29 protein-coding genes are annotated in these 23,919 nt (G+C 46.6%); all 29 read left to right on the top strand.

Annotated features, from left to right (window positions below; genetic code table 11):
* Positions 1 to 12 precede the first annotated feature (12 nt).
* The 29 genes from MMIC_RS07930 to MMIC_RS12815 all read left to right on the top strand — a co-directional run bounded on the left by MMIC_RS07930 (position 13) and on the right by MMIC_RS12815 (position 23,885).
* Positions 13 to 3,153 carry an efflux RND transporter permease subunit gene (locus MMIC_RS07930; RefSeq protein WP_072659931.1) on the top strand — a complete coding sequence of 1,047 codons (3,141 nt, stop codon included), beginning with the start codon at positions 13 to 15 and terminating at the stop codon, positions 3,151 to 3,153.
* Positions 3,150 to 3,638 carry a DUF411 domain-containing protein gene (locus tag MMIC_RS07935; RefSeq protein WP_227819420.1) on the top strand — a complete coding sequence of 163 codons (489 nt, stop codon included), beginning with the start codon at positions 3,150 to 3,152 and terminating at the stop codon, positions 3,636 to 3,638. Before MMIC_RS07930 ends, MMIC_RS07935 begins: the two co-directional genes overlap by 4 nt.
* Positions 3,639 to 3,692: 54 nt before the next feature.
* On the top strand, positions 3,693 to 3,842 hold the full coding sequence (locus tag MMIC_RS12710; protein ID WP_171966479.1) for a hypothetical protein: 150 nt from the start codon (positions 3,693 to 3,695) through the stop codon (positions 3,840 to 3,842).
* 12 nt (positions 3,843 to 3,854) lie between these two features.
* A complete protein-coding gene (locus tag MMIC_RS07940) occupies positions 3,855 to 4,415 on the top strand; it encodes a hypothetical protein (protein ID WP_072659932.1) in 561 nt (186 codons plus the stop codon).
* Positions 4,416 to 4,740: 325 nt separating this feature from the next.
* Positions 4,741 to 5,136 (top strand): P-II family nitrogen regulator, encoded by a 396-nt coding sequence (locus MMIC_RS07950; RefSeq protein ID WP_072659934.1) that lies wholly within the window; start codon positions 4,741 to 4,743, stop codon positions 5,134 to 5,136.
* A complete protein-coding gene (locus MMIC_RS07955) occupies positions 5,133 to 5,621 on the top strand; it encodes a hypothetical protein (protein ID WP_072659935.1) in 489 nt (162 codons plus the stop codon). Before MMIC_RS07950 ends, MMIC_RS07955 begins: the two co-directional genes overlap by 4 nt.
* A 3-nt stretch (positions 5,622 to 5,624) precedes the next feature.
* Complete coding sequence (locus MMIC_RS07960; protein ID WP_072659936.1) at positions 5,625 to 6,014, top strand: c-type cytochrome; 390 nt, start codon at positions 5,625 to 5,627, stop codon at positions 6,012 to 6,014.
* 64 nt (positions 6,015 to 6,078) lie between these two features.
* Positions 6,079 to 7,542 (top strand): sensor histidine kinase, encoded by a 1,464-nt coding sequence (locus tag MMIC_RS07965; RefSeq protein WP_171966480.1) that lies wholly within the window; start codon positions 6,079 to 6,081, stop codon positions 7,540 to 7,542.
* 1 nt (position 7,543) lies between these two features.
* Complete coding sequence (locus MMIC_RS07970) at positions 7,544 to 8,824, top strand: sigma-54-dependent transcriptional regulator (protein ID WP_072659938.1); 1,281 nt, start codon at positions 7,544 to 7,546, stop codon at positions 8,822 to 8,824.
* Between the two features lie 137 nt (positions 8,825 to 8,961).
* Entirely contained in the window at positions 8,962 to 9,687 is a 726-nt protein-coding gene (locus MMIC_RS07975; RefSeq protein ID WP_072659939.1) for a hypothetical protein, read from the top strand.
* An 87-nt stretch (positions 9,688 to 9,774) separates the two neighbouring features.
* Positions 9,775 to 10,170: a hypothetical protein gene (locus MMIC_RS07980; protein ID WP_171966481.1), complete on the top strand. Its 396-nt coding sequence runs from the start codon at positions 9,775 to 9,777 to the stop codon at positions 10,168 to 10,170.
* Between the two features lie 425 nt (positions 10,171 to 10,595).
* Complete coding sequence (locus MMIC_RS12810; RefSeq protein ID WP_227819421.1) at positions 10,596 to 12,011, top strand: hypothetical protein; 1,416 nt, start codon at positions 10,596 to 10,598, stop codon at positions 12,009 to 12,011.
* Positions 12,012 to 12,103: 92 nt separating this feature from the next.
* Entirely contained in the window at positions 12,104 to 12,811 is a 708-nt protein-coding gene (locus tag MMIC_RS07990; protein ID WP_072659941.1) for a hypothetical protein, read from the top strand.
* Between the two features lie 30 nt (positions 12,812 to 12,841).
* The gene (locus MMIC_RS07995) at positions 12,842 to 13,096 is read left to right on the top strand and encodes a hypothetical protein (RefSeq protein WP_143144916.1); all 255 of its coding nucleotides are present in this window, start codon (positions 12,842 to 12,844) and stop codon (positions 13,094 to 13,096) included.
* Positions 13,096 to 13,509, top strand: coding sequence for a MerR family transcriptional regulator (locus tag MMIC_RS08000; RefSeq protein ID WP_072659943.1), 414 nt, complete (start codon positions 13,096 to 13,098; stop codon positions 13,507 to 13,509). The genes MMIC_RS07995 and MMIC_RS08000 overlap by 1 nt, the downstream gene beginning before the upstream one ends.
* A 59-nt stretch (positions 13,510 to 13,568) precedes the next feature.
* On the top strand, positions 13,569 to 14,039 hold the full coding sequence (locus MMIC_RS08005; RefSeq protein WP_072659944.1) for a thioredoxin domain-containing protein: 471 nt from the start codon (positions 13,569 to 13,571) through the stop codon (positions 14,037 to 14,039).
* 76 nt (positions 14,040 to 14,115) lie between these two features.
* Positions 14,116 to 14,568, top strand: coding sequence for a hypothetical protein (locus MMIC_RS08010; protein WP_171966482.1), 453 nt, complete (start codon positions 14,116 to 14,118; stop codon positions 14,566 to 14,568).
* Between the two features lie 486 nt (positions 14,569 to 15,054).
* Positions 15,055 to 15,732: a methyltransferase family protein gene (locus MMIC_RS12975; protein WP_072659983.1), complete on the top strand. Its 678-nt coding sequence runs from the start codon at positions 15,055 to 15,057 to the stop codon at positions 15,730 to 15,732.
* Positions 15,720 to 16,037 (top strand): YHS domain-containing protein, encoded by a 318-nt coding sequence (locus MMIC_RS08020; RefSeq protein ID WP_227819423.1) that lies wholly within the window; start codon positions 15,720 to 15,722, stop codon positions 16,035 to 16,037. Before MMIC_RS12975 ends, MMIC_RS08020 begins: the two co-directional genes overlap by 13 nt.
* Positions 16,027 to 16,317 (top strand): DUF5676 family membrane protein, encoded by a 291-nt coding sequence (locus tag MMIC_RS08025; protein ID WP_072659946.1) that lies wholly within the window; start codon positions 16,027 to 16,029, stop codon positions 16,315 to 16,317. The genes MMIC_RS08020 and MMIC_RS08025 overlap by 11 nt, the downstream gene beginning before the upstream one ends.
* Before the next feature lie 50 nt (positions 16,318 to 16,367).
* Positions 16,368 to 16,559: a YHS domain-containing protein gene (locus tag MMIC_RS08030; protein WP_072659947.1), complete on the top strand. Its 192-nt coding sequence runs from the start codon at positions 16,368 to 16,370 to the stop codon at positions 16,557 to 16,559.
* Positions 16,560 to 16,570: 11 nt separating this feature from the next.
* Entirely contained in the window at positions 16,571 to 17,512 is a 942-nt protein-coding gene (locus MMIC_RS08035; protein WP_072659948.1) for a patatin-like phospholipase family protein, read from the top strand.
* A gap of 62 nt (positions 17,513 to 17,574) precedes the next feature.
* Entirely contained in the window at positions 17,575 to 18,021 is a 447-nt protein-coding gene (locus tag MMIC_RS08040) for a c-type cytochrome (protein WP_072659985.1), read from the top strand.
* Between the two features lie 4 nt (positions 18,022 to 18,025).
* The gene (locus MMIC_RS08045) at positions 18,026 to 18,727 is read left to right on the top strand and encodes a cytochrome b/b6 domain-containing protein (RefSeq protein WP_227819429.1); all 702 of its coding nucleotides are present in this window, start codon (positions 18,026 to 18,028) and stop codon (positions 18,725 to 18,727) included.
* On the top strand, positions 18,724 to 21,273 hold the full coding sequence (locus MMIC_RS08050) for a heavy metal translocating P-type ATPase (protein ID WP_072659950.1): 2,550 nt from the start codon (positions 18,724 to 18,726) through the stop codon (positions 21,271 to 21,273). Before MMIC_RS08045 ends, MMIC_RS08050 begins: the two co-directional genes overlap by 4 nt.
* Before the next feature lie 110 nt (positions 21,274 to 21,383).
* The gene (locus tag MMIC_RS08055) at positions 21,384 to 22,052 is read left to right on the top strand and encodes a methyltransferase family protein (RefSeq protein ID WP_072659951.1); all 669 of its coding nucleotides are present in this window, start codon (positions 21,384 to 21,386) and stop codon (positions 22,050 to 22,052) included.
* A 206-nt stretch (positions 22,053 to 22,258) separates the two neighbouring features.
* On the top strand, positions 22,259 to 22,849 hold the full coding sequence (locus tag MMIC_RS08060; RefSeq protein WP_171966483.1) for a lycopene cyclase domain-containing protein: 591 nt from the start codon (positions 22,259 to 22,261) through the stop codon (positions 22,847 to 22,849).
* 59 nt (positions 22,850 to 22,908) lie between these two features.
* Positions 22,909 to 23,538, top strand: coding sequence for a CBS domain-containing protein (locus MMIC_RS08065; RefSeq protein WP_072659952.1), 630 nt, complete (start codon positions 22,909 to 22,911; stop codon positions 23,536 to 23,538).
* A 14-nt stretch (positions 23,539 to 23,552) separates the two neighbouring features.
* A complete protein-coding gene (locus MMIC_RS12815; protein ID WP_227819424.1) occupies positions 23,553 to 23,885 on the top strand; it encodes a hypothetical protein in 333 nt (110 codons plus the stop codon).
* Positions 23,886 to 23,919: the final 34 nt, after the last annotated feature.

Here is a 23,919-nt window from a genome sequence, read left to right on the forward strand (position 1 = left end):
GGTGAACAAACCATGATCCGCAAACTGATTGAATACTCGGTTCACAACCGTTTTCTCGTACTGATTGCCACTGTCATTATTGTTGTAGCAGGTATTCAGGCGATGCGGGCGACACCGCTGGATGCCATTCCCGATCTCTCCGATGTGCAGGTGATAGTCTTCACAGATTATGCCGGTCAGGCACCACAGGTGGTTGAAGATCAGGTCACCTATCCGCTGACCACAGCCATGCTCTCTGTACCCAAAACCAAGGTGGTGCGTGGTTACTCATTCTTCGGATTCTCCATGGTCTATGTCATTTTCGAGGATAAGACAGATATGTACTGGGCGCGCACACGCGTGCTCGAATATCTGAATTATGCCCGTGATCGTTTGCCATCATCCGTATCTCCAAGGTTGGGGCCTGATGCCACCGGTGTCGGCTGGATCTATGAATACGCACTGGTTGATAAAACCGGCAACCTCGACCTGGCTCAATTGCGTTCACTTCAAGACTGGTATATGCGCTACCCGCTGCAGACGGTTCAGGGTGTTGCTGAAGTGGCCTCCATCGGTGGATTTGTGAAACAGTACCAGGTCGAAGTTGATCCTGATGCCCTGGCCGCATTCAATATTCCTTTATCCAAAGTGAAACAGGCGATTGCGCGCAGTAATAATGATGTCGGTGGCCGATTAATTGAAATGGGCGAAACCGAATACATGGTTAGAGGCCTGGGTTATATCAAATCCATTGCTGATCTTGAGATCACACCGATTGGCGTGGATACGCACGGAACGGCTATTTTTCTCAAGCAGGTGGCACATATTCACCTTGGCCCTGAACTTCGGCGTGGTGCGGCTGATCTGAACGGTGAGGGTGATGTTGCCGGCGGCGTGGTGGTCATGCGTTATGGTGAAAATGCTCTGACGACAATCGAGCATGTGCGTGAAAAACTGGATGAACTGGCCAAAGGGCTACCTGAAGGCGTGGAAATTGTACCTGTTTATGATCGTGGGGCATTGATTGAGCGCGCTGTTGATAATCTGGCTGAAAAGCTGATTGAAGAATCCATCGTTGTAGCTCTGATCTGCCTGATCTTCCTTATGCACGCCAGAAGTGCATTGGTTGCTATAGTTTCATTGCCCATAGGCATCCTGATGGCCTTCCTGATTATGCAGTGGCAAGGCATATCCGCCAACATCATGAGTCTGGGCGGTATCGCCATTGCTATTGGTGCCATGATTGATGGTGCGATTGTAATGATCGAGAATGCACACAAACATCTGGAACGTGCCGGGGAAGATCTATCTACATCGGCCCGCTGGGATGCTGTGTTGGCTTCCACCAAGGAAGTCGGACCGGCACTGTTTTTCAGCCTGCTGATAATCACTGTCTCCTTCCTTCCTGTATTCACACTTGAGGCTCAGGAGGGCCGGCTCTTCTCGCCACTGGCCTTTACCAAGACCTACTCCATGGCCGCAGCAGCTTTGCTGGCTGTGACACTGGTGCCGGTGCTGATGGGGCTGTTCATTCGTGGACGCATTCCATCTGAAGAGCGTAATCCGCTGAACCGTATTCTGAAGAAGCTGCATACACCGCTGTTGAATCTGGCGGTTAAAGCACGGGCACTGACCGTGGTGCTGGCTGTCGCGCTGCTGGCAGTTAGTGCATACCCGGTGATGAAAACAGGTTCGGAATTTATGCCGCCACTGGATGAGGGAGACATTCTCTACATGCCGACGACATACCCCGGCATTTCGATTACCAAGGCTCGTGAGTTGTTGCAGCAAACTGACCGTATTCTGAAAACCTTCCCTGAGGTGGAATCGGTGTTCGGCAAAGTCGGACGTGCTGAAACGGCCACTGATCCTGCACCACTGGCCATGCTGGAAACCACGGTCAGACTCAAGGATAAGAAAGATTGGCCCGATCCGGATAAAACGACACGACAGCTGATGGATGAGATGGATGCGGCGATCAAGTTCCCGGGTCTGGCCAATGCCTGGACTTATCCGATCAAAACACGCATCGACATGCTTTCCACCGGCATCAAAACACCCATCGGCATCAAAGTCTCCGGCCCTGATCTGAAAACTCTGGAGAAAGTCGCTGGTGACATTGAACAGGTGTTGAAAACCCATCCGGATACTCTCTCTGCTTTTGCTGACAAGGCGGCTGGTGGCTATTACCTCGATTTCGATATCAAACGCGAAGAGGCAGCGCGATACGGGCTGACCGTTGGTGATGTTCAGGATGTAATTACCAGTGCCATCGGTGGTATGAATGTCACACACACCATTGAAGGCCTGGAGCGTTATCCGGTTAACGTGCGTTACCCGCGTGAATTGCGTGACAATATCCAGTCATTAAAACGTGTGCTGGTGCCAACACCAACTGGTGCACAGGTCCCGCTATCGCTTGTTGCCGATCTTGAACTCAGGCGTGGCCCACCATCCATCAAGACCGAAAATGCACGTCCAAACGCCTGGGTCTATGTCGATATCAAAACCAGTGATATTGGTGGCTTTGTACGGGAAGCGAAACAGATCGTAGATGAGCAAGTGAAGTTGCCAGCCGGTTATACCATTGGGTGGTCCGGCCAGTTCGAGTACATGGAAAGGGCCGCAGCTAAGCTGAAACTCGTTATTCCGGCAACATTGCTGATCATCTTCCTGCTGCTCTGGTTCAACTTCCGCAATATGGCGGCACCGGTTGTCGTGATGCTATCTATTCCGTTCGCCATGGTTGGCGGCTTCTGGCTGGTCTGGTGGCTGGGTTACAACCTTTCGGTCGCTGTCGCTGTCGGTTTTATTGCCCTGGCAGGCGTTGCCGCCGAAATCGGCGTGCTTGTACTTACGTTTATTGATCAGGCAGTAGCTGAAAGGCGAGCTGAAGTAACGGGGCCACTCAACAGAGAGTCATTATGGCAAGCGGTTCAGGAAGGCGTAGCTCAACGTGTGCGCCCCATTGCCATGACCGCGACAGCGGTAATAGCAGGCCTGCTACCCATCATGTGGGGCAGTGGCACGGGCTCGGATGTTATGCAGCGCATCGCAGCCCCCATGATCGGCGGCATGGTCACCACCACCATCCTCTGTCTGATCGTATTACCGGTGATCTACGGGTTAATTCTGCAATGGAAGGAAAAATCAGCACAGAAGGAGGCGACATGAAATATCACATGAGAATAACTCTGTTGTGGCCGCTATTCCTGGTTGGCGTGATGCTTGCCGGTTGTGAGGCATCTAGCGCAACTAAACCTGCAGCGGTTGTTTCTGAATCCAAAGCCGAGATCGTAATGTTTAAATCAGAGGGCTGTGAATGCTGTGCTGGCTGGGCTGAACACATGCGTAATGCAGGTTTTAACGTCGTTGAGAAAAAGCAGAACGACATGGATCTCATCAAGACCAAGTACGGAGTACCGGAAAAACTTTCATCCTGTCACACCGCAATTGTGGATGGCTATGTTATTGAAGGCCATGTACCAGCGAATGATGTGGCTCGTCTTCTCAAAGATAGACCAAAAGTAACAGGCCTTACCGCGCCCGGCATGCCAATGAAATCACCCGGCATGCAGGCAGGGGGACAATCACCTGAAAATTATGACGTATTCACCTTTGATGAGGTTGGAAAATCAAATGTTTTTACTAGTTATTAAGACGGAGAGAAGAGCTATGGATTCACACGTTAGAAAAATGAATAAGGAGGAGTTATGAACAAAATGTTGGCAGTTGCGATGGTGCTGGTCGCAACCTGGATAGGCGGCTGCTCAAGTATGCATGACGGAAAAGGCTGGGAACACAAGGGCGACCCTATAACGCATGAGAACAATCAATCTGATGTTTTTGAACATCGACATTAAAGGAGAAAAAACATGAAAAAATCAATGATTATTTTGACAGCTATTATGGCAATGGCAACTGCACAACCAGCTTTGGCTGCTGGAGATACCCATCACATGGGTGGTCATATGCAAGGAGACCACCATAACGGAGACATGCAGAAGCATGGAAAGCATGGAGATATGGATAAAATGCAGGGCATGAAAGGTGATATGAGCCAGATGAAAGGCGCATTTCTCGTTAAAAAAGAGATTGATGGTTACACGGTTAGTTTCCATGTCATGAAAGCGAAAGAAGGCATGCAGCATGGAGGAACGCATAATTTCATGGCTAAAGTTGAAAAGGATGACAAAGCACTGACTAATCTGGTGGTAAATTCGAAAGTCACACATCCGAATAATAAATCTGAATCAAAAATGCTGATGAAGATGGGTGATTGGTATATGGCAGGTTACGACCTTGGCCATGAGGGCCAGCATCAGTTGATGGTGCTGTTTAAGACCGCTGATGGGAAGAAGCACTTCATCGGTACCAACTATCCAGAGAATAAACATCAATATCACGATGAAGAAGATGCGAAGGAAAGCGAATAAAGCTATGGCTAATAGATAGTAATTCAACGTATGGGATACCCTGGTTGTTGCAGGGGATCCTGAGGCTGAGTGATGAAGTCTTATCAGTTGCAGGCGATCCAAGTAGCAAGGAGTAAATCATGAATAGCAACTCCTGCCTAGTGTGTAGAAGTACAGTAACTTTGTACGACCATAGACACGAAGATGATGTTTATTATTTCTGCTGCTGGCAATGCAGGGAAAGCTTTTTGGAGCGGCCGGATTTATATAGCCAAAGTAATGACTTGGTCAAAGATAACATGTTTCAAAAGTGGATATGTTTTTTGTTTGAAAGAAAGGAAAAGCCATGAAATACAGAAAGTTCAATGCCATTATAAGTTCTTTAAATCTGGAAAAAGTCGAATCGGCATTGCGGGATTTAATGGTGTCAGGTATCAGTATTACTCAGGTTCAAGGCTATGGAGAATACCATGACTTCTATAAGCCGGACATGATGTGCAGTCATGCTCGAATTGAGATTTTTTGTCATAAATTCGAAGCTGAGGCAATTGCCCAATGCATTATGGATGCAGCACATATTGGTCAGCCCGGTGACGGTATCCTCCCATTCTTCCAGTCGAGACAGTGTTTCGCATCCGCACTAAAAGCGAAACTTCCTCTGATGAGGGTACAACAGGCACTTAAGTTTATCAGGATGATAAGCAGTGCTATGACTTTAGGTTGGCAGGGAGAATTAACATGAGTAAAGACTTGGCAATTTCAGTAATCATTATGTTACTCGGTAATATTCAACCGAGTTGGGCTGGTGATGGGTCTCATGATGAGAAGCATCATAACAATGTAGATACACTGTATGAAAAAAGCACTGAGTATATGCATACGGAAAACATGAAGGGACTCTTGTTAAAGAAAGAGGTCGTTGATGGATATCACCTAACTTTCCATGTGATGAAAGCAGAAAAAGACGAAGTGCAGGGCTGCGAGTTCCGGTTCATGTTCAGGGTTGAACAGAATGGGGCGATGGTTCAAAACGTAATTGTGAACTCCAGAGTCAGGCACCCCAATAATCAGTCAGAATCAAAAATGATGGTTAAAACAGGTGACTGGTATACAGCCGCATATGACCTGACTCATCCAGGTGAACATGAACTTATAGTGTTGTTCAAAGTGAAAGATGACTCGAAGCATTCAGCTAAGGTGACTTATATGGTTGAGAAGAAGGAGTAGGCGATGAAAACATTGATTTTAGGAAGCCTGTCCTTACTTATTCTAGCTAATTGCAGTGAACCACAACAGACTGATTCCAGGCAAGACGATTACCCATCCCCGGTAGTAGTCCAAGCAGATGCAGGGAAGGGTCTTGATGTTTTTTTAGCAAAATGTGCCCTGTGCCATGGCAAGTCTGGTAAAGGTAGTAATCAAGGTCCGCCGTTGGTGCATAACATTTACAGACCCGATCATCACAGCGATTACAGTGTTGAAAGAGCCGTAAAGTTTGGCGTTCAAAGCCATCATTGGGGCTTTGGGAATATGCCTCCAATTCCAGGCTTGAGTCAGGAGGATATTAAGCATTTAGTCGCTTATATTCGTAAGGAACAGAACAAGGCAGGCATTCAATAGCTGTGTCTTTATTTTCTATGAAAGCACTTACTGACAGCAAGTTATTATGCGAGGTGATCATACTATGATTTTCAAAGGACTTTCAGGACGTATCGCACTTTGGTTTCTTGCAGTTTTTGTATTTGTCGCATTTGTTGGATGGCATCAGTTACGGGATATCACATCCATTCATAATAAGGCTACAGAATTGGAAATGGTAAATCACCAGAGCCATCGTTTGCATGAACTTGAGACAGGCATTCGCAAGCTGATTGATATTGTACGCAACTATTTAATCACAGGCTCTGCATATCATATCAGGGACTTTCGGGATGCAGATAATAGGGTTCAGCGTATTATTGACCATGCTCGGGCAAATGGTATTGAAGTGAGCAAAGTGGAAAGCACTTTAAAAGATGTCTCAATGTTGGCGAGCAAGATTTTCGCATTACCTTTTTCAACAGGCAATATGGAAGGCCCTATCCTCATGCAGGAAATTGATGAGAAACTAGGAGAGTTATCACAGTCCTTATCCAGCAGACACCATGAGATGGATGAATCCGTCAATCAATCCATGAGCATGGTTTCAGGGCTGCATGTGGACATGAGATACGACATCATGGTTTCACTGATTCTATTGTTTGGACTGCTATTAGGTCTAAGTGTTTACCTATATTTGCGAATGATTCATCCGATAATTCTGTTGCGCCGGGAAGTAGGCCGGATTGAAAATGGTGATTTTTCACCGGTAAGCCCTGATCTGGGCGACAATGAGCTTGGAACACTATCCCTAGCGCTAAATTCAATGGGGCAAACACTATTGCACAGGAATGATGAATTGGTTCAGGCGAAAAGTCTGGCCGCACATCAGGAAAAAATGCATGCACTGGGTCTTATGACTGCAAGTATCGCTCATGAGGTTGGCAACCCCTTAACCGCAACGGCTGCGTTGCTTGATCTAGCCAGACACAAGCTATCCAGAGGTGAGCATGATGCTGCAGATAAACCTCTCAATGAAGCGGTGCAGGAATTGAGACGAACAGAGATGATGATCAACAATATCCTGGATTACGGTAGAATATCTTCACAGGAAAGTGAGCCAGTGAATCTGGATGCTGTAATTGAAAGTGCCGTTCAGCTGGTGCGATTGTCGTCTAAACCAAATGGCATAAGGCTGATTAGTCATAAAGATTCCAATCTTCCGTCTGCATGCGGAAACATAGATATGTTGAGGCAGGTGATGGTCAATCTCTTGCTCAATGCTGTAGATGCATGCCAAGCTAATGGAGAGATTTGTATCGAGTCTCATAGTGATGATCAATATGTATATGCCGATGTTGTTGATCAGGGTGAAGGTGTACCTGAATCTATGGCTGAAGAAATTTTCTCTCCGTTGTTCAGTACCAAGCCGAAAGGAGAGGGGACCGGGCTTGGGCTGTCCATAAGTCGAGATCTGATGCGAAAAATGTCCGGTGAGTTGGAGTTGATAGCAGGTGATGCCAAAGAGTGTCGATTCCGTTTAAGTATTCCATTGATGAGTGAGGATTAACATGCAGATACTGATCGTTGAAGATGAAGTACATATTCGCAGTAGTATTGCTGAAATGTTAGCTGACGAGGGCTATACAGTGCTTGAGGCGGGTTCAGTTGAAGAGGGCATCAGGATAGTAGATCAGGAAGCTCCCTCAGTAGTGTTGAGTGACATTAATCTACCTGATGGTGATGGTTTTAGGATATTGCACTACTGCAAAAGCCAGGGGCATCCTTGCTCTGTACTGTTTATGACCGCTTTTGGTAACAGGGAATTAGCGATTCAGGCGATTACAGAAGGAGCGGACGACTATATCTCCAAGCCAATTCGCTTTGATGAGCTATTTGCCCGACTGCACAGGATCAAGGAGATGCAAAACCTCAGGGGGCAAGTTCAGAGGAAAGTTGCCAGGAAAGTTGCTGAGAGCGAATTGTCGATACTGGGTGATTCGCGACCAATGCAACTTGTACGCCGTATCGCTGAAAAAGCATCAGAATCACATGCCCCGTTATTGATCACAGGTGAGACAGGAACAGGAAAAGGTCTGTTAGCCAAACTGATACATACGAGCAGCACGAGAAAAGAACATCCTCTAATTTCCATTAACTGCGCATCGATTCCGGAAAACCTTCTCGAATCAGAGTTGTTTGGATATAGAAAAGGAGCATTTACTGGTGCAGATAGAAACAAACAAGGTTTGCTGGAGGAGGTTGGTGATGGGACATTGTTTTTAGATGAAATCGGAGAAATGCCTTCAGCACTGCAGGCCAAGCTATTACATGTGTTAGATGATGGGGCATTTCGCCCACTGGGAGGAATGAAAAGCCAACGATTTAAAGGCAGAGTTATTGCAGCTACTAATGTTGACCTGGAAGAGAAAATCGGACAAAAAGAGTTCCGAGAAGATTTATATTATCGTCTCTCAGTGTTAACTATCGAGATGCCTCCACTGCGTCATCGAATTGAAGATATCATAATATTGGCAGAAAGGATTTATGCAGTCCTTGCCGAAGAGATGGGGTGTTCTGAGACCCGGCTACCATTTAATATGGTTGATCAACTGCAATCTCAACCATGGCCGGGCAACGTCAGGCAGCTGAGGAATTATCTGGAGAGGATGCTAATTTTGGATGGAGATACCGATGTTACATTGGCTAGTCCGAACTTGGCTGAGGCACTCCATCGTTTTGAGAAATCATTTATTGAACGAACAATAGCTGAATGCTCTGACGATAAGCAGAAGGCAGCTGATCAGTTGGAGATAGGACTTTCCACACTGTATCGTAAGCTGGAAGCCTAATTCCCGTAAGTGGGAATCAGGCTATGATAAATTCTCATCTCTGGTAGTGGAGTACTGTAAATACGTTGCTATATATTGCCTTTTCATATCCTATGTTTTGGCACAAAAGCTGCGAATGGTGTTCAATAGGAGAATCTATGCGCAGTTATATAATGAGCATGCTGATGTTGAGCAGCCTTGTTCTTTATCCTCAGATTTCGTGGGCTAAAAAAGTGTATTCACCGCATGCAGAGCAAGGTGAGATGGCATTAGAGACACAGACCGATGTTTATTTTGATCCTGACCCGGCCAGGGATGGGAAAGTTCGCCAACAGTTTGAATTGGAGTACGCTTTTTTCGATTGGTGGAAAACCGGTGTATACGCTGTATATGAAAAGCCTGCTAACAGGTCGAGCTATGATTACACGGCTACGAAATGGGAGAACATGTTTGTTCTTCCTGAATTGTCTGGGCTGCCTGTTCGCTGGGGAGTGTATGGCGAATATATTTGGGCTGCCCCCTCCACAAGAGCAGCCGATGCAGTTGAAGGTAAACTGCTCGTTGAAACGGAACTTAGCGACTGGAAACATACGCTTAATCTGACATTGAAACAGGTTCTTGCATCGACTGCTCCATCGGCCAACTTCAGTTATGCGTGGCGATCCAGAGTGAAAGTGTCAGGTATTGACTTGGCTTTAGAGGCATACGGTTCGGCAGGCCCTTTTGACCAGTTTCTTCCACTGGCTAGTCAAAGCCATCTGATAGGCCCGGTGGTTTCATTTGAACCTCTGGAGCATGTTGAACTGGAAGCCGGCTGGTTGATGGATGTTAATGCAGGCCCAGGTTACGGTGACTTGAAAATTAATATGGAATTAGAGTTTTGATCACTGGGGTGTTGCTGTGATACTAAATCAACACAAGCCTCGAATTTCCTTTGAACACCTGAGGCTATGTTTTGCTTGGATGTTATCGTGATAAATAAGCATATTCGGATCGCCACTCACCGGTCGCCTTTGGCTCTTATGTACACCGACAAAGTTGTTTCGGATATCAAACGACTGCATCCGTATATAAGCATAGAGTTGGTTAAGGTTGCTACCAAAGGCGATCAATTTTACTTTGAGCCGCCACCGGAATGGGGTGGTAAGAGTCTGTATGGCAGTGATGTTGATCAGACTCTGTTGGATAGGCGGGCAGATATTGCTGTGCATGTGATAGAGGAGCGTCCGCGAGCGAGTACAAATTGGCCCAGGGGATGGCTATCTGCTTTATCATACCCTTATGGGAATGATAGCTTCTGTTTTATTACAGATTTGAGAAAGATTCCTGAGTTGCTCTTTTCAATATCCAAAAGCCGTTCAGATTAATCGATCACACATATCTCTCTTCTTAACTCCTTTTCTGCAGTTGTACTGCTGATGCATGGTGAATGTATGGCCATTTTGCGTGTGCGTGTGTGGTTAAGTAAACCAGCCATCTGAAAGGTCAAAGTGACCAGCACCATGAAAATAATTATGAAACCATAAGGGTATGATTGTTACATCAGCGGGATTGTCATTTCTAATGCAATATCGATTCTCGAAAATGGGACAGAGTGATATGCATATTCTCGATTATGGGAACCTTATTACCTAGGGTTGCCAAAGGATTTCTTGTTAACTCACTGAAATATAAAGAAAATATATTAATATTCAGTGAATACATTTTACTTTGATGTATTGGCAACAACCTTTCTCTCATTTAAACCAGATCAACACTAGGTTGATATGGAAATCTAATGGAGGATGATTTTATGAGAAAACTACTGATGGCCTTGGCTGTCAGCTCTTTTAGTCTTGTGGGTACTCTCACGTTCTGGGCTGATGATGCTGATGCAATTCCGGTCTTTGCACGAAAATACGGCATGTCTTGCAACTCGTGTCACACAATGTTTCCCAAGCTGAGCAAAATGGGAGTGGCATTCAGGGAGCGCGGCTTCCGCTTTGCCGAAGGCAAGGATGATCTAGATAGTCAGGATGACCGAGGTAAGAATTTTGATACAGATGATTCTCCTGCAGCAGTATTTGCTGCGAACTTTCCGTTTACAGTAAGAACTCAGATATTGTACAGCGGTTCCGGACCCATTGCTGATGTAAATGACCAACCTGTTATGCCCGGACACCGTATAGGCATGCTTGATGGCTCTCTCACTCAGGATGCGACAGGTAAATGGTCATCCAACAATAAGGTTGGTTTTGGTGAATTTGGGCTAATTTCATCCGGTTCGTATGACAATTTTTCTTGGTGGATGGATGCCAATTTGAATGGTATTGCGATGGCTGAAGGCGTGTACTTCGTAGATGATCTATTCAAGGTGAGGGTTGGTCGTGTGCAGAATAATGTGGGATACGGCATGACTATGATGTCTCGCAGACCACTTGGTTTTGGTTCAATAGATGCTGCGCAAATGGCCGGAGGCTCTATGCTGATGATGGGTGATGGTATCTCTATCCATGGCACGACCAATGGTGATTCTGGCGTGGGTACACTGTATAACTTCTCCGCTTTCACTTATGGCAAAAACGGCGATGCTGATGGATTGGGCAATGCAATCAATGCCAGTTTGGCAGGTAAGCAGTCTGGGGCAATTTACGGAAGAATTGCCCAGGAAATCATGGATAATTATGTAATTGGTGTCTATGGGTATCAGGCCAAGAACTGGGTTAGCGATGCCATGGGCGGTGAAGCCGCAATGTATATGAATATGGGTGGTGCTGCAGGTGTGGGTGGTGCAGCAAACTCCATGCAATTTACTGATGTGACCCGTTATGGTGTGGACTTTGCGCTAAATTATGGTGAGCCACTGCAGCTTTATGGTGGATTTACTTTTGGCAAAAATACCAACCCGGTAACTAAGCAGAAACTCGATGTGCGCGGATTTACCGTTGCAGGTGAATGGTTGATTCAGGACGGCATTATGCTGGGTGCAAAGTGGGACTATAGTCGCACTGATCTGCAGATGCTTGGAAATACAAAGGTTCGTCCAAAGGCAACCCAGAATATTACCTTATTTGGTCTTTATCAGGTGGCCCAGAATGTGCAGGCATTTCTCAGCTATACCAATAGCAAAAATCTTGTGACGGGTATGGGTGCAATGGCTGGTAACACAGTGGTTTTCCAGCAAAACAGCCTAAATACCGCGATTGCAGGTATTGATATAGCTCTATAAGCCTAGTGAGAGGCCGGAAATTCTCCGGCCGTCATCCTCAGACTCCGGTCTCTTGCTAACCATTTTTATGATGTTTTTAAATTGGAGACAATATGAACGAAAGCATTTTGGGCACTATTCAGCCGATACGGCATGGGTTGTTTATGGCGGTTTTGGCCCTTTTGTTCGGAGCACTTTGGGCAGCTTATATGGCTACGCATCATGAGCAGTTGCATGGTGCATTCGAAGCACAGGTAGAAAAAAAACAACAGGCTGAAATGAAGCATCTGATGGAAGGAATGGATATGGAAACCATGAGTATGGACCATAGCCATTCGGCAGGGACAGCTGTCGGTCATCATCAGGCAGTCACGCCAGATTATTTTAGTGATGGCCATGATGATGCTTCGGGTCATGAGGCAGGCGCTCAGCACTCCCACTCCGGCTCGTTAGCAAAAGATGCTATGCAGCGACTTCTGCGTGGACATATACATTTCATGGGTATTGGTGTTCTGGCAGCAGTATTGTTGTTAATCACTGCATTCACGTCTTTGAAAAACTGTTGGAAATATGTGCTCGGTTTCACATTTGGCATTGGTGCACTGGCATACCCTCCCGCGTGGATATTAATGGGTTTTCGTACTGTTGAGTTAGGGCCTGAAGCTGCTGAAGCCAGTGTTATGTGGTTGTTTGGGCCTGCTGTAGCTTTGCTTATGGCATCGATGGCCGCCGTGTCCGTCGTATTGCTACTAGAAACTTTATTTTTACAAAATCGTATACCGATTTTAAAAAACTGCTTTATTGACAGAAAAGGTGGATGAATAGCGACTGTTGTTAAGAAGGTTGAATAAATGAGAAAGGTGGTCATGACTGTAAAGGGAATGGATAGCCCCGAGTGGCAAGGGGTTGCCGAACAATGTCTTTCAGTGATTGATGGTGTAATCAATGTAAAAGCCACCCCTAAGTCTGGTGAAATTCTAATAATTGTAGATCATGGCTTTAGTTTAATACGTATTTTTAAAGAACTGAGGAACCTTGGACTTTCTTTCGCAGGACGCTTGAGGTCTTCTGAGATAGCCCACGTTGAAAATTGTAAGAGTCGATAATGTTAACTGTTGGAGATTTGGCAAAACGCTGTAACGTTACATCTGAAACTGTGCGCTACTATGCACGAAAGGGTTTATTGCAGCCGACACAATGCTCTGCAATTGGGTACAAATTATTTGGCACTTCAGACATACAAAGGCTTCGTTTTATCAGGCGGGCAAAACTATTGGGGTTCTCGCTTGCTGAAATTGGTCAAATAATTCAACACAGCACCAAGGGGGAGTCTCCATGTCCTCTTGTTCGTTCATACATTCAGCAAAAGGTTAAAGATAATCGACAAAAATTAGAGGAGATGAGCGCACTGCAGCAACGCATGGAGAGTGCAATAGCACAATGGGAGGCTATGCAGGATGGAATTCCTGATGGTCACTCTATTTGCAACTTGATTGAGAAATTTGCTGATGAGGCTTGACCTGTGTGTAGCACATAGGTTTATCCTTCAACTAGGTAATCAGCAGACAGGAGGTTGCCATGTTTAAAAACCTAATATCCATTGGCTTGATAATAATTGGCGGTATTACCGTCGTATTGTTTATTTCGACTCACCTTGCCATGGCCGCTGATTCAGAGCGCCATAAACGAGTCAATGGTATGGATGTCTACCTTGGAGTGATTCCTTCACAACTTATATCTAGAAACCATTCCAATATGCATGCCCCGAGAGCTTTGGGCTACCATGAATACCATGTGATAGTTGCGTTGTTTGATAGTAAAACCGGCAGCCGGATTACAGATGCAACTGTGAGGGTGAACCTCCCAGCTTCCGCACTAACCGAAACGAGCGAGGTTCTGGAGATTATGCAAACAAATGGTGTTATCAGTTATGGTAATTTCTTCCGAATGACTGTACCAGGCAAGTACAGAATAAAAGTAATGATTGAGCGACCAGAAATGAATGGAACAGATACAGTGTACTTTATCTATCAGAGGCCTAGAGACTAATGAAAGAACTATAGATAAAAGAGGTTAGGTTTAAATGAATGTTCGCATGGTAGTGAAGACATGCCCGGTATGTGGCATGAATGTGGGGCAAGATAAGTGGGCTCTCAAGCACACAGGTATTGAATATCTTTTTTGCTCCAGCCAGTGCCGGGATAACTTTATTGAGCGCCCGCTACTCTATACGGGTGAGAAAGTGATTCATTCACATGAAAGATTGATTCGGCGAAAATTTAATCTTGTAGGTCCTCTTACCTCATCTCAATTGGGCGTTGTTCGTGAAGAGCTATGCAAAATGATGGGTGTAAAGGAAGTGAATACTAAAGGGCGACAGGTCATGCTGACCTACGATCTATTTCAGTGTACCGCTAAACAGGTCGAAGAAGGCTTGAGACAGGCTGGCGTCCAACTTGGAGAGGGGTGGGCAGACAAATTTAAGCGGGGCTGGATGAGATATACTGAGGAAAATGAGTTAGATAACTTGCTTGAGCAACCGAAAGCCTGCTGTAACAGGTCGCCCAAAAAGAGTTAAGGAAGAGTAATTATGATGGTTCGCGCCCTTATTCGACTAATCACTCTCGTTGTGTTTTTTTCGGTGACGCAGGCATGGGCAAATGATTCTCCGAGACACAGGTTGGTTTATGGTGTTGATGTTTATATCAGCATCCAACCTGGTGAACTGGTGAGTCAGAGTTTGGCCAATATTCATAGTGCTATTCCATATGAGCGAAGCTTTCATTTGGCTGTGACCCTCTTTGATGAAAACAGCGGTAATCGCATCACAGATGCAGAGATTATTGCATCACTAAATGGACCAGTTGAGATAGAAAGCAAAGAACTCGATATTATGTCTGTTGGGGATACGTCTTCCTATGGCAGCTTTTTCATGTTGCCAAAACCTGGGAAATTCAGCCTCAACCTGATCATATCGCTAGCCGACAGAGCCGATGCCATCAACACATCATTTGAATTGGACTTTATCGACGCTGATGAAAGTAAAAGTCACTCATTAGAATTTTTGGAAGGCAGTGAGAAAAACCTCGGCCATTCTTATGACTACGGGTCTTGGTCATTTGTGGTCATCAATTCAGCAGTAATCCTAATATTCGCATTCAGTTTTTATCATCCGAAGACAAAACGAGACTGGCGCTCATTCGGCGCGTTTTCCGCCTTTGTTATTGCTCTTTTCACAGAAATGTATGGCTTCCCACTAACGATCTATCTGCTTTCGGGCTGGTTAACCAGCAACTTCCCCAATGTGGATATTTTCTCGCATCATGCCGGGCATTTGTGGTGGGTTGCATTCGGAGGGGACACGAATCCGCATTCGGACCCATTTCATATACTAAGCAATATTCTGATCTTTGGAGGCTTGGCGCTGTTGTATGTCGCATGGCGTGTTTTGCATAAGGCTCAGCAACTTGGTCAAGTAGCCAGTAGTGGAATTTATGCATATATCAGGCACCCGCAATATGTTGGATTCATAATCATTATGACCGGATTTCTGCTGCAGTGGCCGACGCTACCCACGTTAGTGATGTTTCCGATTCTAATATGGATGTATGTGCGCCTGGCACACAGAGAGGAGCAGGAATCATTGCGCCTGTTTGGTGATGCGTATCGAGACTATGCGCAGTCAGTACCGGGATTCATTCCGGGGTTACCCAGGATAGGAGGTAAATCATGGAAGGATTAGGTTTGGAAGGATTAAGCTCATTACTGATATATGCAGGGCTATTTTATCTGGTCATGCGCTATGGGTGCGGCGCACACATGATCCATGGGCACGGTTCGCATAAGCATGAAGACAATAAAGACGGTGGTGGAATGTTTCTGGACCCAGTGTGCGGCAAAGATGTTCAACCAAATCAGGGCTATGGTGTCATGTATAAGGGAGATCTATACAGGTTCTGTTCACGCCAGTGTCTGGATCAGTTTGATACCCAGCCATCACTGTTTATTCATAACAACAAACATCAGGAGGAAAGTCATGAACAGTAGAATATCGCTAGCTGCAGTCGGGCACGCGACCAGTATTTTTCTGGCTACAACTTTCACTTTATGTGTGGCTTTTGATCTTTTATTACCGGATCACGCAATGTATGAGACATGGCAGAAACTGCTGCCGGGCTTTGAATGGATCAGCTGGAAAAGCTATCTGGTCGGACTGCTAGAAGCTTATGCTTATGGATGGTATTTCGCCCTGATTTGGGTGCCGTTATACAATGTGTTTGCTAACCGTTATTCAAAATGCTGCTGTCATAGTAAGGGAGATGCATAGGCAGGACAGGACAAAAGACAACGCATGAACAAACACCTAAGGAGACAGTGATGAAAACACAACATAAGGAACGAAACTTCAATGATCCAGTTTGCGGTATGGAAGTTAGCCGTATGTCTGCCATAGATGAGTTGGTTTATCAGGGAAAGACTAACTACTTTTGTGCAGGTACTTGCCGGCAGGCATTCGAGAAAGAACCTGAGAAGTACCTTCGGCACCACCGTCAGCACGGGATTAAGTAGCGGGATAACTGGTGAGTAACAAGATTCGTATCTGTGCAGTCCTGAGTGCAGGCGGCGTGCGGAGTGTCTATGCCCACACTGATTTTCTGCAATGTCTTGATAGCATAGATCTTCGGATTTCCGCGCTTACCGGATGTAGCGCCGGTGCAATTGTTGGCGGTATCTATGCCAGCGGCACCCCACTTAATCAGTGGTTGGATGCGCTGGAACATATGCGCTGGAAAGATTTTTGGGAGCCAGGATCATGGATGCGGACAATATCTGAGTTGGTGTTGCATCGTGGTAAAACATTCACTGGTGTGGCGACAACAGATGCCCCTTTAAATTTCTGCCGCCGAAATATTGCTGTCAGTACGTTTGAGGAATGCCATACACCATTTCATACGGTGGCTACGAGTTTGGCGACCGGTAAGAAAATGTTTTCACAAGGTGATTTGGCACTCGGTATTGCGGCCAGTGCCTCTCTTCCTTTGCTATATCAGCCTGTTGAAATCGATGGCGAATATTATTGCGATGGTGGAGTGATTGATCTTGGGCCGACTAATGCCATCTGCTGTAGGCACAAGCTGGATGTGCTGGTTGTTCATCATGTCGAGGCACGCACAAAAGGCTTCCATGGTGTCTGCAGTTCAAATGGTAATGGGTGGCCGATTCTCGGAATCATTGATTCTCTTTTATTTCGGAATAGGTCTTGGTATTTGTCGGATCAACCTCTGACCTTTCGCCGCTGCCCTTGTGGTTGTGATGCATCGATCGTGGTGCTGGAACCATCACTACCGGAGCTACCATGGCCACAAACTGAACATGGGCCCAAAGTGCAGAAGGCTGCAAAGAATCAGGCGGAGGAGTTGCTAGAACCTTATCTGGATGTAATTAGGCGGGCTCCGTCCGAACTTTTGGAGCAGATCCAGTCACCGGAAACGCCAGCTACTAGTGGAGGGTGCCATTGCTGAATAATCTTCGAACGGACGCATGCTCAGCACTTCTCAGCTTCGATGCTCGTTGGGTCACTTTCATGCTTTTTCTTGCAGGCATACTGCTTTTGCTGGGGCTTGCTGCTTGTGAGAAAGAAAATAATAACGCAACCCGCTGGTACTCCCAGAAGCAGGTGATTATTGGGGCAAAAGTATTCTCCAATCAATGCGCGACTTGCCATGGCGATCAGGCTGAGGGAGCCGTTGATAACTGGAAGGTTCGCCTTGAAGATGGTTCATATCCAGCGCCACCTTTGAATGGATCAGGGCATGCTTGGCACCATTCGTTACCCCTGTTGTTACAGGTTGTGCAGCAGGGTGGTGCACTTTTTGATGGCAAGATGCCTGGCTTTGGAAACAAGCTGAATGAAGCAGAACAGTATGCTGTGATTGCCTGGTTCCAGAGTTTATGGGGAGATGAAACCTATCAGTTATGGCAAGAAGGGAATAATGCTACCCAGATTATAGGGGGTAACTCAGATGACTAACAGGATGCATATCGTGTCTGATAAGGGCTATCACCCTGTAACTCGATGGCTGCATGCCGGACTGGTGTTGGGTGTGATGTTTCAGCTGATCGGTGCCTTATTAATGGCTCACCCAGATCATGCTGATACAGGTCGCAACGGACTTGTTATGAATCATGAAGCTGTAGCTGCAGAGGTGGCCCACTCTGAGCATGAAGCCAATGAGCTTGGAAAGTTCTTTATGAGCGCTCATCGAACAGGTGGTACTGTTGTTGCAGCGATTGTATTGGTCAATTTGATTTGGGCAGTGGTACTAAGAGGTGCCCCTAGAAAGCGCCAGATGTCCGTCCTCGGTTCGTCCCGGCATTGGCATGAAGCATTATCAATAGCCAAAAATATTCCCTCGATGTTATTGGGAAGAATCCCCTTACCTGAGCCAGGTAACTCTCTATCTCTTGTATTCGAAATGTTGGGCCTGCTCACTATGACGACTATGGCTGTCTCCGGCACTGTCATTTGGATGTTATGGGATGGGCCGGGCAATACTGTATCAGCGATGGCGGAAACATTGATGGGAGTGCATGCATCTGTTGCTGTGATATTGCTTTTATATCTAGTGGGTCATGTGTCCATGGCTCTCATGCATGCGAAGGCTGGTGATCCAGTATTTAACCGGATATTACCAAAGAGAAAAAGAAGTACAGCAGCTCAAGGAGATAAGTTATGAATGTCGACCCTGTATGCGGAATGGAAGTCATAACGGATTCTCTTCACAGTACTGAACATGATGGTCACCAGTGGCATTTCTGCAGCAGCCACTGCCATGAAAAATTTGAGGCAGATCCTGATCAATACACCATTGATCCGGTTTGCGGTATGCACGTTAAACCTGAATCTCCCCATAGAACGAAACATACCGATAACAGTTACCGTTTCTGCAGTGAGAAGTGTTTGCACAAATTTGAGACTGATCCGGTAGCGTATGATGGCAAAGGTCATGCAAGTGAACATGAGCATGCCTCCAAACCTGTTGCAGCAGCAGATCCGGAAGCAACGTATTTCTGTCCCATGTGCCCGGGTCAGGAGCAGAAAGGGCCGGGTATCTGCAAGTCGTGCGGCATGGCACTGGAATCGATGGCCACACCGGTATTAAAAGAGAAGACTGAATACGTGTGCCCGATGCATCCGGAGATTGTCAGTGATGCTCCGGGGTCCTGTCCAAAATGTGGCATGGCACTGGAGCCGCGCACCGTGTCTGCCGAAGAGGATCATGCAGAACTCGATGACATGTCCCGTCGATTCAAGGTTAGTGCAGTACTGGCCGCGCCGGTCTTCGTACTGGCCATGGTCGCTGATCTGGCACCGGGCTGGTTACCTGATGGGCTTGGTATGGGTGCAGTTCAATGGATTGAATTTGCCCTGGCCTCTCCTGTAGTGCTGTGGGGAGGCTGGCCATTTTTCGAACGTTTTGCTCTGTCTCTGAAAACCTGGAACCTGAATATGTTCACGCTGATTGGCCTCGGTGTTGGTGTGGCATGGATTTACAGTGTAGTTGCGCTGTTGATGCCGGATATTTTCCCACCGGTGATGCAGATGGAAGGTGGTTTCGTAGATGTTTATTTCGAGGCCGCAGCTGTGATCACTGCGCTGGTTTTGTTGGGGCAAGTTCTGGAACTGCGCGCCCGTTCTCGTACTAATGAAGCAATCAAACTTCTATTAGGGATGTCTCCGAAAACAGCCCGCCGAGTAGCTGAAGATGGAACTGAAGCTGATGTGCCTTTAGAGGATGTGCTGCCGGGTGATGTGCTGCGCATCCGCCCCGGAGAGAAGGTGCCTGTGGATGGTGTTGTGACCGAAGGCGAAAGTAATGTCGATGAATCAATGGTTACGGGTGAACCCATCCCCATCGAAAAAAGCGCTGGAGAAAAATTAATCGGTGCTACAGTGAATGGAAATGGTTCTCTGTTGATGCGAGCTGAGAAGGTGGGGGCGGATACATTGCTCTCGCAGATCGTAAACATGGTGGCTGAAGCCCAACGCTCTCGCGCTCCGATCCAGAAGATGGCTGATACCGTTGCCGGATACTTTGTGCCGGTCGTGGTACTGATTGCGATTATAGCCTTTATCGTTTGGGCAACAGTTGGTCCTGAGCCGCGTTTAGCACATGCAGTTGTTAATGCAGTGGCTATTCTGATTATTGCCTGTCCTTGTGCGCTGGGTTTGGCGACACCGATCTCTATCATGGTTGGTACTGGTCGAGGGGCCACAGCCGGCGTATTGATCAAAAATGCCGAGGCATTGGAAATCATGGAAAAGGTAAATACAGTCGTTGTGGATAAAACTGGAACATTGACTGAAGGCAAGCCTACCTTAACGACTGTTCAAGCCGTCGGAAACATGACTGAAGACGAAGTTATGGTCTTGGCAGCCAGTATTGAACGAGCCAGCGAACATCCTCTGGCCGAAGCCATTGTAGCCGGTGCAACTGAAAAGGGACTGGAACCTCAATCAGTCGAAGGGTTTACAGCAATCACAGGTAAAGGCGTGTCCGCTAGCGTGGGCGGGCACACCGTATTGCTGGGTAATGCGAAACTGATGCAGGAGAACAACATCGATGTCACTGATGTGGCTATTACCGTTGAAGAGCATCAGCGGGGAGGCGAAACGGTGATGTATCTGGCTGCAGATGGGAAACTGGCAGGGATGGTTGGTGTATCTGATCCCATCAAGGTATCCACTCCCGATGCGATAAAAGAACTTCATGATGAAGGTATAGAAGTAGTGATGCTAACCGGTGATAATCACAATACAGCAGCCGCCGTAGCCGAAAAACTTGGCATTGACCGCTTTGAAGCAGATGTGTTGCCCGATCAGAAAGCTGCTGTGGTCAAAAAGCTGCAGGGTGAAGGGAAAATCGTGGCAATGGCTGGTGATGGTATCAATGATGCACCGGCACTGGCCCAGGCTCATGTTGGTATTGCCATGGGAACAGGTACCGATGTGGCGATGGAATCAGCAGGTGTAACGCTAGTGAAAGGCGACCTGACCGGCATTGTGCGCGCTCGCAGGCTATCCCGCGCCACGATGAAAAACATTCGCCAGAACTTGTTTTTCGCCTTTATCTACAACTCGGCAGGTGTGCCAGTAGCTGCTGGGGTTCTTTATCCGTTATTTGGCTTGCTCTTGTCGCCGATTATTGCAGCAGCAGCAATGAGTTTCTCTTCAGTATCTGTGATTACCAATGCCCTCAGGCTTAGGAATGCGAAATTGTAGATTGTTAAATGAATTTGAGTTAACTGAATCAATGTAATTATAACAAGGAGTTCAAATGAGAGAGGATGAGAAATTCAAAATGTCTCAGTCAGAAAAAGCGGAGGTGATTTATGCACGGTGGTGAAGAATACGCTTACGGGATGTGGATCGTGGCATTATTTAATGTCGGTATTTTCATGTTCTTTATACTCAGTTTTCTAAAGCCGAGAGGTAGTGATGAATGGCGTAGTATGGGCGTTGTCACAGCTTTTCTTGTTGCATTGTTCGCCGAGATGTATGGATTTCCACTGACCATATTTATGCTTACCTCATGGCTTGGAGAGGTTTACCCAGCCTTAAATCCCTTCAGTCATAAACTAGGTCATTTATGGGTTGTGGTATTCGGTGGATCAAACTTTGCATGGGCTATAGTAATGGGCTTGAGCTTGGCATTTATGTTAGTGGGATACACGCTGCTATCCAAGGGGTGGACCCAGATTCATGCATCGCGTGGCAAACTGGTTACTAATGGCATTTATGCATATGCACGCCACCCGCAGTATACAGGCTTATTTCTGGTTATTATCGGTTTCCTTATCCAGTGGCCCACCTTGATTACGGTGCTGATGGCCCCATTGCTGTTGTTCGCCTATACGCGCCTAGCCCGGTTTGAAGAGAGAAAGGCTCTGAAGGAGTTTGGCGGCGACTACAGATTATACGTTGAAAAAACTCCAGCTTTTTTTCCACCGCTGAAAAAATGGAAGGACTTCCTTATGGTGTATGTCCCGGATGCAGATTAAATAAAAATGGCTCCTATTGTGTTGCATGGGCAATGGAAGGACCAACTTGAGTGTTGGTCAAGCTTTTGCCATGTGCTTCCAGTGAGAACTGGCCTGTGACGGCATTTCACCTTACTTCTGACCAGTATGTATGGTTGGTATGGTCAAGTGCCTTCTTGGTGCCTTGGCTTGCTGTGTATCTACTATTTCCGAAGCATCGGAGGGCAATGTTGTGGGCTAGCCTCTTCACTACGCCATTCGGGCTGACGGAACCCTTGTTCGTACCCGAATACTGGATGCCTCCCAGTCTTCTTGATCTTGCTGAAACCACTGGTTTTGATATCGAGAGTTTGATCTTTTGCTTTGGTATCGGCGGTATAGCTTCCGTGGCATATAACTTGATTACACGTCAGGTGCCTCAGGAAGTGCCCCATGCTGAGAAAAGTAGCCCGTTACACAAACACCACTACAAGGCGATTGCCGCTCCGTTTGTTGCATTTCCATTTCTCTACCTGCTGCCGTGGAATCCAATTTATCCATCTATCGCATCATTGTTTATTGGCGCTGTGGCCAATGTGCTGTGCCGCCCTGACTTAAAGCGAAAGAGCTGGATTGGCGGACTGCTATTTCTGATCTATTACGCTGTTTTTCTTGCCGGGCTGGAATGGAGTGCGCCGGGTTATATCGATCGTGTTTGGAATTTAGCAGCACTTTCCGGCTGGAGTTTGGGATTTATGCCTGTTGAGGAATTGTTGTTTGCCATCGGTTTTGGAATGTATTGGTCGGGTGTGTACGAGCACTTCACATGGAGAAAGTGAGGCGAGTCCTTGATGGATGAGAGAGTGTAGTAGGACAAGAATGATAGAGAGGTATAGCCATGTTCACTGTTTACGGCCCAGGAGTTACCGATCCAATTCGTTTGGAAAAGCTGCTTGAGCGCCACGCTATAGCAAAAGCTGGGGCCGTGACTGCAAAGCAGCCAATTAAGCAGGAGAAAGGTCAACCTCAATCGCTTTCAGCTTACCAGTCAGCACATGTAAAACAGAGGTATCAGGCAGTCGAGACTGCTGATGAACGCGATTTAACCCTTAATGCATCTCAACTCATGACTTCCCCGGTTAAATTTGTTTATGCGCATACCACGGCACTAGAAGTGTTGAAAATTCTTGATGCCGGTGGTTTTCACCACATCCCGGTCATGTCATCGGAAAATCAATTGGTCGGTATGGTTTCAGATCGAGATGTTATTCGGTGTATGTGTGGCTCCGATACAATTTGCCTGCATTGTTCAAAAGATAAGCAGGCTGTGCTGGTTAGTGATTTAATGAAAGATCATGTGCTGACCGCTACCGTGGAAACGGATGCGCGTTATATTGCCAGACTGTTTGTAGAAAAACGCATTGGAGCCATTCCCGTTATGGAAAACGGCGGTTTGGTTGGAATCATCACACGAAGTGACATTCTTAGAGCGGTTATGCTCCACTTTGACCTGAATATCTGGACTTGAAAAAGGCGCTTCACATGCCTCACTATCGTCGTTTTATCGATGCCTCAGTAAGTGAAAAAATTCTTGATACGATGTTTTTGATCACCATTGGCCTGGGATATCTTTTTGCGCTTACCCACCTCTATTATTCCCACCAGGGAAGAGACGAAAACCCTGGTCTGTCTGTTGAGGATATCAAAATCACATATTATGGTGAGCATCAGGAAACTCGGCTTGGAGCGGCATTGAACGGTTCGATGGGTGCTAATCTGGAGAGTCCTGTGAACAGAAGCAGGTCATTGTCGCTTGGCTTGAGCAGGACGCACTTGAGGAGGAGTTCGACAGATCAGTGGCCCAATTCTGAATAGTAACTGCATTGCCTGCCATTCTACCGAAGCTGGC

Origin of the sequence: Mariprofundus micogutta (assembly GCF_001895085.1) — a bacterium.
Lineage (GTDB): Bacteria > Pseudomonadota > Zetaproteobacteria > Mariprofundales > Mariprofundaceae > Mariprofundus > Mariprofundus micogutta.